The organism is Acidovorax soli (genome assembly GCF_900107605.1).
GTDB lineage: Bacteria > Pseudomonadota > Gammaproteobacteria > Burkholderiales > Burkholderiaceae_C > Acidovorax > Acidovorax soli.
Map to the genome: position 1 here is coordinate 39794 of NZ_FNQJ01000026.1, position 8866 is coordinate 48659.

Sequence of the window (8866 nt, forward strand, 5' to 3'; positions counted from 1 at the left end):
CTTAGCGTGCCCGCGCTGCCGCCACCTCGCGCCCCAGCTCGATCACGGCCATGGCGTAGTAGCTCGACCAGTTGTAGCGGGTGATGGCATAGAAATTTTCGGTGCCCGCCACGTAGCTGGGGGCCTCGTCGCCGTTTTGCAGTTCCACCAGGGCCAGCGGCCCGGCGTGCTGTGCGCCGGCGGCATCTAGCACGGCGCCCTTGGCCTGCATGCTGGCGGCGCTGAAGCTCGGGAGGATGTCGGGGGCCAGCAGCTCGTCGAGCTGCACCCGGGCGGGGTCGGGGTCGAACTGCACGCTGTAGTGCGTGGGCATGCCTGGCTTCCAGCCGTGGGCGATGAAGTAATTGGCCACCGAGCCGATGGCGTCGGCGGGGCTGTTGAACAGGTCCACGCGGCCATCGCCGTCGAAATCAATCGCGTAGCGCACCCAGCTCGACGGCATGAACTGCCCCAGGCCCATGGCGCCGGCATAGCTGCCGCGCGGCTCGAACGGGTCCACGTTGGTGCGGTGCGTGAGGCTCAGGAACTGCTCCAGCTCACGCCGGAAGAACTCGGTGCGCTCGGCGGCGCGCGGGTGCGCGGCGGGGAAGTCGAAGGCCAGCGTGGCCAGCGCATCCATCACCCGGAAGTTGCCCATCTGCTGGCCGTAGATGGTTTCCACGCCGATGATGCCCACGATGATCTCGGCGGGCACGCCGAATTCGCGCTCCGCCCGTGCCAGCGTTTCGGCGTTGTCCTGCCAGAAGCGCAGGCCCGCGCGGATGCGCACCGGGTCGATGAAACGGCTGCGGTACACGCGCCAGTTCTTGGCCGTGCCTTTGGCGGGCGGCAGCATGAGCCTGGGCACCTGGGGCAGAAAGCGGGCCTGCCCGATGGCCTGGCGCACCCATTCGTGGTCGAGGTCGCGGCGCTCGGCCAGGTCGTCGGCAAACTGCAGCGCCTCGGCGCGGGTGGCGTAGGCCACGCTGCCGTTTGCCGCAGCGCTGCGGGCGATGGCTGCGCTGCGGGTTTTTTCGGATTGATGGTGTTTTTGGGCTGTGGCGCTTATGGGTATTGCGCAAATTGCTATCAACAAAATGGCGGTTGAAACGATTTTCAGCATGTCGGTGGATTCATCGGCGCGCGCTGGGGGCGGGCCAGGAAAGGGTTCGGAATTCGCGGTGCAGGGCGCGGAGCTGGCTGGCAGCGGCAGCGGGCTGGGCGGCATAGCGCCATTGCTCCAGCCGCAGCAGCCAGCCGGCCACGCCCTGCGCGGCATCGCCAAATTGTGCCTGCACCCGTTCGGCCATGGCCCGGGGAGGCAGGGTGTCGTGCAGGGTCAAGCCACTGCTGGCCAGGCGCTGGCGGGCCCGGGCCAGCAGGCGCAGCCAGGGGTCGTGCTGGCTGCGCTCCCACAGCGTCCAGCCGGCGCCACCCAGCGCGGCCAGCCCCACCAGCGCGCCCAGCACGGTGGCGAGGTCTTGCCAGCTGGGCGATTCAAACCCCAGTGCCTTGAGCAGGTTGAGCTGGCGGCTTTGCGTGTAGTTGAGCACCCACTGGTTCCAGCCGTTGTTCACGGCCTCCCATAGGGCGCGCAGGTTCTGCGCCACGCCGGGGCTCATCACGGTGCCCATGGCTGTGGCCAGCGCACCGCGCGGGGCCTGCAGGCGCTCGAAGGCGCCGGTGCGCCCGGGGGCGACGGCGCTGGTGGGGTCCACGCGCACCCAGCCGCGCCCGGCCATCCACACTTCGGCCCAGGCGTGGGCGTCGCTCTGGCGCACGGTCCAGTAGCCGTCCACGGCGTTGCGTTCGCCACCCTGGTAGCCGGTGACGATGCGCGCCGGAATGTCCATGGCGCGCATCAGCACCACGAAGGCCGAGGCGATGTGTTCGCAAAAGCCTTCCTTGCGGTCGAACCAGAACTCGTCGGCCGTGTGCTGGCCGTACACGCCGGGCTCCAGCGTGTAGCGGTAGCCGCCGGTGCGCAGGCGGGTGAGCGCGGCGTCGATCAGCGCGGGCGTGGCGTCGCGGGCCGGGTCGGGGGCGATGCGCGGGTTGCGGCGCAGTTCCTGGGCCAGTGCCAGCGTGCGCGGGTTGAAGCCCGGGGGCAGCTCGGTGTAGGCGCGCAGCGCGGGGGTGGCGGCGTCGGGCCCGTGGCGAAACTGCGGGTGGCTTTCGGCGCGGTAACGCGTCACGTCGGTGATCGGGCGGCTGGTGAGCCATTGCAGGTCGTCCGTCATGAAGGCGCCCATGCCGGCCACGGCGGGCTTGGCGCGCGCGGCATCCAGCACCAGCAGCCAGGGGCGCTTGTGGGGCTCCAGCGTCACCTCGTAGCGCAGCGCGGCGCCCTGCACCTGCAGCTGGGCCGGGGTGGCAGGGCGCTCCATCGATCGCGTGCCCACGCGGTACGACAGGGGGTGCCACTCGCTGCCGTCAAAGGTGGAAAACACTGGCCCGCGAAAATACAGATCGCTCTGCGGCGGCGCGGCACCGCCGGGGGTGTCGAAGCGCACACGCAGCGCCACGCTGTCGTCGAGCGCCAGCTCGGCGATGTTGCCCACCTTCATCACGCCCGACAGCCCGCTGCGCCCGGCCAGGGCGTCGCTGGGCATGCCCCACAGCGGCGCCATGCGCGGAAACAGCAGGAACAGCGCCGCCATGATGGGCGCGCCCAGCAGCGCCATGGTGCCGGCCAGGCGAAACGCGTGCGCCAGCGGCGGGCGCCCTACCGGCATGTGGGCGTTGACCAGGGCCGTGAGCAGCCCCAGCAGCGCCACCAGCATGGCCACGGCCGTGGGCAGCGATTGCGAGAAGAAGAAGTTGCTGAGCATCGTGAAGAAGCCCAGGAAGAAGACCACCATGGCATCGCGCCGCGCACGCAGCTCCAGCGTCTTGAGCGCCAGCAGCATAACGATGAGCGTCACGCCCGCATCGCGCCCCAGGATGGTTTGGTGGGTGAACAGCGTGCCGGCCACCGCCACCGCCAGCAAGCCGGCCACGGCCCAGCGCCCCGGCAGTTGCCGGCCGTTCCAGGCCAGCCAGCCGCGCCACAGCAGCACGGCGCCCGCCATCAGGCTGGCCCACACCGGCAGGTGGGCGACTTGCGGGGCCACGACCCAGGCAATCACCAGCAGCAGAAACAGCGTGTCCCGCGTGTCGCGTGGCAGGGTGGCAAGGGTCTGGCGCAGGGTCATGGGGTGTGGCGTGGCGCCTGCGCAAGCGGCAGGCAATCGCTGTGAAAAGCAGAGCCTGCAGCGCTTTCGGGATGGGCGCTGCAGGCCTTTTTGCAACCAATTGTCGGGGCGAGGCTCAGCACAGCGCCAGGGCCTCCAGGCAGCGCTGGCGGTGGGCCGCGCCGGTGTCCGGGGCCAGTTCCATGCCAGGCAGGCGCAGGCCGTAGTCGATGCCCAGCCGGTCGGCCTGCAGCACCCAGGCCGTCAGGCGCGAGACGCGCGCTTCGTGGCCGGGCAGGGCTGCGTGGGCCAGGTCCAGCCACAGCTCGTGGCGCTGGGCCTGCTGGGCGTCGCGGCTGACGAGGTCGTCCGTGCCCGTGGCCAGCGATTTGGCGGCCTTCTTCCAGACCACCAGCTTGAGGGGGTCGCCGCGCCGGTAGGCGCGCACACCGTCGAATTCGCCAATGCCCTGGGTGCTGGCGCTGCCCGTGCCGCTGGCACGCGGCTCGCCGGGCGGCAGCGGTGGCGCGGGCACCTCGGGGGCGGGGTACACCAGCACCTGGGCGGCCGGGCGCCAATAGCTCCAGACGCGGAAGGTGCCCAGTGGAAAGCGGGTTTCGGCCACCAGGGTGGGCACGCGGTGCAGGCCCCGGCGCTCGGGGCGAAACGCCACCTGCACGCTGGCGCTGCCTTGCGCGGGCACGTCCGTCAGCGCCCAGTCGTGCGTGCGCTGGCCATCGCCGTGTACCGACAGCGCAATGGCGTGGCGTGCGGTGCGCCGGTCACTGAACAGCTGCACTTCAAACGCCGTGCTGCCGCCCAGGAAGTGTGCATCGGGCGCCTTCAGGTGCAGCGTGATGCCGCGCAGCGTGGCGTGGCTCAGGTGCATGCCCACCACCGCGCTGCCGGCCAGCAAGAAGGTCAGCAGGTAACCCAGGTTGAGCTGGAAATTGATGGACGCCACCAGCAGCACCAGCAGCGTGCAGGCCAGCATCCAGCCCGCGCCGGTGGGCAGGATGTACACATTGCGCTGCGTGAGGGCCAGGGTGTCGGACAGCGGCAGGCGCGCTTCCCACCAGCGCTGAAAGCGCGCCCGCGCCAGGCTCAGCGGGTTCAGGCCGGACAGGCGCGCGGGCGGGGAGGGCACGGCGAGCGTGGGTGCTGCGGCATCGGCGGCAGAGGCGGGCGGCATGGCGTGCAGGCTCAAGGCAGGGGCACCGACTCGACCATCGCGCGCACTTGCTCCACCGCGCCGCGCCGCGCATCGCCCACGGGCACCAGGCGGTGCGCAATGGTCTGGGGCAGCACCGCTTGCACGTCGTCGGGTGCCACATAGTCGCGCCCTTCGATAAGCGCCTGGGCCTTGGCGGCGCGCACCAGCGCTATGCCCGCGCGCGGCGACAGCCCCTGCAGAAACCAGCGGCCCGTGCGGGTGGCGGCAATCAGGTCCTGCACATAGTTGAGCAGCGGCTCGGCGGTGTGCACGGCCAGCACCTGGCGCTGCAGTTGCGCCAGCTCGTCCTGCGACAGCAGGGGCAGCAGGCTGTCCACCAGGTCGCGCCGGTCGCTGCCGGCCAGCAGCAGGCGCTCGGCGGCGCGGTCGGGGTAGCCGATGGAGATGCGCATCAAGAAGCGGTCGAGCTGCGACTCGGGCAGCGCAAAGGTGCCCAGCTGGTCGTGCGGGTTCTGGGTGGCGATCACGAAGAAGGGGTGCGGCAGGGCACGCGTTTCCCCCTCCACCGACACCTGTTTTTCTTCCATGGCTTCGAGCAGGGCGCTCTGCGTCTTGGGGCTGGCACGGTTGATTTCGTCGGCCAGCAGCACCTGGGCGAACACCGGACCGGGGTGGAAAACAAAGGCCTCCTTGCCGCGCTCGTACACCGACACGCCAGTGAGGTCGCTGGGCATGAGGTCGGCCGTGAATTGCACGCGCGCGAACTGCAGGCCAAACGTGCGCGCCAGCGCGTGGGCCAGCGTGGTCTTGCCCACGCCCGGCACGTCTTCGATGAGCAGATGTCCGCCCGCCAGCAGGCAGGCCACGCAGTCCTGTACCTGGGCGCTTTTGCCCACAATCACCGTGTTAAGCTGGTCCAGAAGAGACTTGATTTTGAGCTGTGCATGCATGGCGCCACGTTATCTGAAAAAAGCGACACGGGGATTTCACTGTGAGCAAGACAGGCTATTTCACCCATCCCGATTGCCGAAAGCACGAAATGGGGCCGGGGCATCCCGAATGCCCCGAGCGGCTGGACGCCATCGAAGACCGCCTGCTGATCACCGGCGTGGCCGATGCCCTGGAGCGCTACGAAGCGCCCGAGGCTTCGCTGGCCGATATCGAGCTGGCGCACAACCGGCTCCATGTGGCGGCCATGCGCGGCCTGTCGGACCTGCTCAACGAAGATCTGATGGCAGGTGGCCCCGCCTACTCGCAGCTCGATACCGACACCTCGATCAATGCGCACACCTGGAAGGCCGCGTTGCGCGCCGCCGGTGCGGCCCTGGCCGCCACCGATGCGGTGATGGCCGGTGAAATCAGCAATGCGTTTTGCGCGGTGCGCCCGCCGGGCCACCACGCCTGCCGCGACAAGGCCATGGGCTTCTGCTTTTTCAACAACGTGGCGGTGGCGGCCAAATACGCGCTGCAGCGCTACAAACTGCAGCGCGTGGCGGTGGTGGACTTCGATGTGCACCACGGCAACGGCACGGAAGACATCCTGGCCAACGAACCGCGCGCACTCATGGTGGGCATCTTCCAGCACCCGTTCTATCCCTACAGCGGCGACCAGAATCCTGCGCCCAACATGGTGAATGTGCCGGTGCCGGCCTACACGCGCGGCATGGATATCCGCGAAATCATCGAGATGATGTGGATCCCGCGCCTGGAAGCCTTCAAGCCCGAGATGATCTTCATCAGCGCAGGTTTTGACGGCCACCGCGAGGATGACATGGGGCAGCTGGGCCTGGTCGAGGCCGACTACACCTGGATCACCCACCGGATCATGGACATCGCCCGGCGCTATGCCAAGGGCCGCATCGTCTCGTGCCTGGAAGGCGGCTACGTGATGGGCCCCCTGGCGCGCAGCGTGGAAGCCCATGTGCGTGTGCTGGCTGATCTTTGAATTCCCCCTGAGCCGCCTGCGGCGTCTTCCCCCTGAGGGGGACGCCATCCGTGGCCTGGCAAAGCCAGTTCCACGGTGGCACTGGCTTGGGGTCCGCGTGGGTTGCGGGCGGCCCAGCTCTTGCGACACATAGGAGTAAAGACATGACGATTTCGAATTCTGATGAATTGCTGCAGACCACCCGCGACGCGCGCGGTGTGGTGACCCTGACCCTGAACGATCCCGCCCGCTTCAACGCGCTGGGCGCGGAGATGCTGGCCGCGCTGCAGCAGGCGCTGGACGCCGTGGCCCGGGATGACAGCGTCCGCGTGGTGGTGCTGGCGGCCGCGGGCAAGGCGTTTTGCGCCGGCCACAATCTCAAGGACATGGCGGCCCATCCCGATCTCGCCTGGTACCAGCAGCTCTTTGCGCAATGCAGCCGCATGATGCTGAGCATCCACAAGCTGCCGGTGCCCGTGGTTGCGCGGGTGCAGGGCATGGCCACCGCGGCCGGTTGCCAGCTGGTGGCGCAGTGCGATCTGGCGGTGGCGGCCAGCAATGCCAGCTTTGCCACCAGTGGCATCCATTACGGCCTGTTTTGTGCCACGCCCAGTGTGCCGCTGGTGCGCAATGTGCCGGCCAAGCGCGCCATGGAAATGCTGCTCACCGGCGACTTCATCGACGCCCCCACGGCGCTGGCGCAGGGACTGGTGAACCGGGTCGTGGAGCCCGAGGCGCTGGATGATGAGGTGGAAAAACTGGTGCAATCCATTGTGCAAAAACCACGCACTGCCGTGGCCATGGGCAAGGCGCTGGTCTACCAGCAGCGCGAGCTGGGCCTGGACGCGGCCTACCAGCTGGCGGGCCAGGCCATGGCTGCCAACATGATGGATGCGGCGGCGCAAGAGGGTGCGCGGGCATTTGCCGAGAAACGTGCTCCCGCCTGGAAGTCCTGATGCCCATGCAGTCTGACGTGCCGATCTTCGACGATGTGCAGCAGTGGTTTCGGGCATTCGCGCAGCCCACCGTTCTGATTGAGCTGGGTACGCTGGCCGTTTGCGTGGCGCTGGCCTGGCTCATGGTGTCTGCCGTGCGCCGCGCGCTGCACCGCAATGAGCAGGGCTCCATCCTGTTTGGGCGCAAGGTGGTGGATGGCGTTCTGTTTCCGCTGACCTTGCTGGGCCTGGGTTATGCCGCGCGGGCGGTGCTGGCACAGTGGGTGCCATTGGCGGCGTTCAAGGTGATCATTCCGGTGCTGATCTCGCTGGTGGTGATCCGCGTGGGGGTCAAGGTGCTGCAGGCGGCCTTTCCGCAGGCCACCTGGGTGCGCCCGATCGAGCGCACCATTTCCTGGCTGGCCTGGCTGGTCATGGTGCTGTGGGTGACGGGCCTGCTGCCGCTGGTGCTGCAGCAACTCGACGAGATCACCTGGAAGGTGGGAGCCACCACGCTGTCGGTTCGCACCATGATCGAAGGCTTTGTCACGGCCTGCGCCGTGCTGATCGTGGCGCTGTGGATCTCGTCGGCGATCGAGTCGCGCCTGCTGCGCTCGGTCACGGGCAGCGAGCTGTCGGTGCGCAAGGCGTTCAGCAATGCCGCGCGTGCCCTGCTGATGTTTCTGGGCCTGATCCTGGCGCTGTCTGCCGTGGGCATCGATCTCACCGCCCTGTCGGTGCTGGGCGGTGCCGTGGGCGTGGGCATCGGCTTTGGCTTGCAGAAGCTGGCGGCCAACTATGTGAGCGGCTTTGTGATCCTGGCCGAGCGCAGCTTGCGCATTGGCGACAACGTGCGCGTCGATGGCTTCGAGGGCCGCATCACCGACATCACGGGGCGCTACACGGTGATCCGTTCGGGCGTGGGGCGCGAATCCATCGTCCCCAATGAGATGCTGATCACGCAGCGGGTGGAAAACCTCTCGCTGGCCGACCCGCGCGTGTGGATGTCCACGGTGGTCAGCGTGGGCTACGACAGCGATGTCGATCTGGTCACCCGCCTGCTGGGCGAGGCGGCCCTGGTCAACCCGCGCGTGCTGCACGACCCGGGGCCTGCGGTGGCGCTTTCGGCTTTTGGCGTCGATGGGCTGGAGTTCACCGTGGGGTTCTGGATCACCGACCCGGAAAACGGCTCGCTGGGGCTGCGCTCGGACATCAACCGCGCCATTCTTGCGGCACTGCGTGCGCACCGGATCGACATTCCTTTCCCGCAGCGTGTCGTGCACCTGAGTCCACAGGACCGGCCTGCACCGCCGGAGGCCCGCCCAACCCCGGTCGCCTGAATCCCGACCCGCAGGTGACACAGGGGCTGGACAAAGGGTGGACACACTGGCCTATAATCCACAAAAAGCACGATCGTTCGTTTTTATGTCTTTGCATCGCCCGTCGCAGCGATTTCGCTGCAGTGCGGCATAGAATGTTTCGTTTAACGTAAACGTCAATTCAACCAACTCTATTGAGGAGTCGCAGCAATGAAGGTCCTGGTCCCAGTCAAACGCGTGGTGGACTACAACGTGAAAGTCCGCGTCAAATCGGACGGCAGCGGAGTGGACATTGCCAACGTGAAGATGAGCATGAACCCGTTTGACGAAATCGCCGTTGAAGAGGCGGTGCGCCTGAAAGA

Annotated in this window: 7 protein-coding genes and 1 pseudogene; 4 read left to right on the forward strand and 4 right to left on the reverse strand. The window is 67.9% G+C overall.

The genetic code is table 11. From position 1 onward, the window contains the following. Position 1: 1 nt before the first annotated feature. The 4 genes from mltB to BLW02_RS15035 form a co-directional block, all read right to left on the reverse strand. Positions 2-1102, reverse strand: a complete 1101-nt coding sequence (gene mltB / locus BLW02_RS15020) for a lytic murein transglycosylase B (RefSeq protein ID WP_092699891.1) — start codon at positions 1100-1102, stop codon at positions 2-4. Positions 1103-1112: 10 nt separating this feature from the next. Further along, positions 1113-3173: a transglutaminase TgpA family protein gene (locus BLW02_RS15025; protein ID WP_092699869.1), complete on the reverse strand. Its 2061-nt coding sequence runs from the start codon at positions 3171-3173 to the stop codon at positions 1113-1115. 115 nt (positions 3174-3288) lie between these two features. After that, positions 3289-4344: a DUF58 domain-containing protein gene (locus BLW02_RS15030; protein WP_092699871.1), complete on the reverse strand. Its 1056-nt coding sequence runs from the start codon at positions 4342-4344 to the stop codon at positions 3289-3291. An 11-nt stretch (positions 4345-4355) separates the two neighbouring features. Next, a complete protein-coding gene (locus tag BLW02_RS15035) occupies positions 4356-5276 on the reverse strand; it encodes an AAA family ATPase (protein ID WP_092699873.1) in 921 nt (306 codons plus the stop codon). A gap of 41 nt (positions 5277-5317) precedes the next feature. On the opposite strand from BLW02_RS15035, the gene BLW02_RS15040 reads away from it, so the two are divergent. The 4 genes and pseudogenes from BLW02_RS15040 to BLW02_RS15055 all read left to right on the forward strand — a co-directional run. Then, positions 5318-6271 (forward strand): histone deacetylase family protein, encoded by a 954-nt coding sequence (locus tag BLW02_RS15040; protein ID WP_208859743.1) that lies wholly within the window; start codon positions 5318-5320, stop codon positions 6269-6271. A 143-nt stretch (positions 6272-6414) separates the two neighbouring features. Continuing rightward, positions 6415-7206: an enoyl-CoA hydratase gene (locus BLW02_RS15045; protein ID WP_092699877.1), complete on the forward strand. Its 792-nt coding sequence runs from the start codon at positions 6415-6417 to the stop codon at positions 7204-7206. Next, positions 7206-8525 carry a mechanosensitive ion channel family protein gene (locus BLW02_RS15050; RefSeq protein WP_092699879.1) on the forward strand — a complete coding sequence of 440 codons (1320 nt, stop codon included), beginning with the start codon at positions 7206-7208 and terminating at the stop codon, positions 8523-8525. Before BLW02_RS15045 ends, BLW02_RS15050 begins: the two co-directional genes overlap by 1 nt. A 189-nt stretch (positions 8526-8714) precedes the next feature. After that, a pseudogene (locus BLW02_RS15055) lies at positions 8715-8866 on the forward strand (electron transfer flavoprotein subunit beta/FixA family protein); the annotation flags it as partial.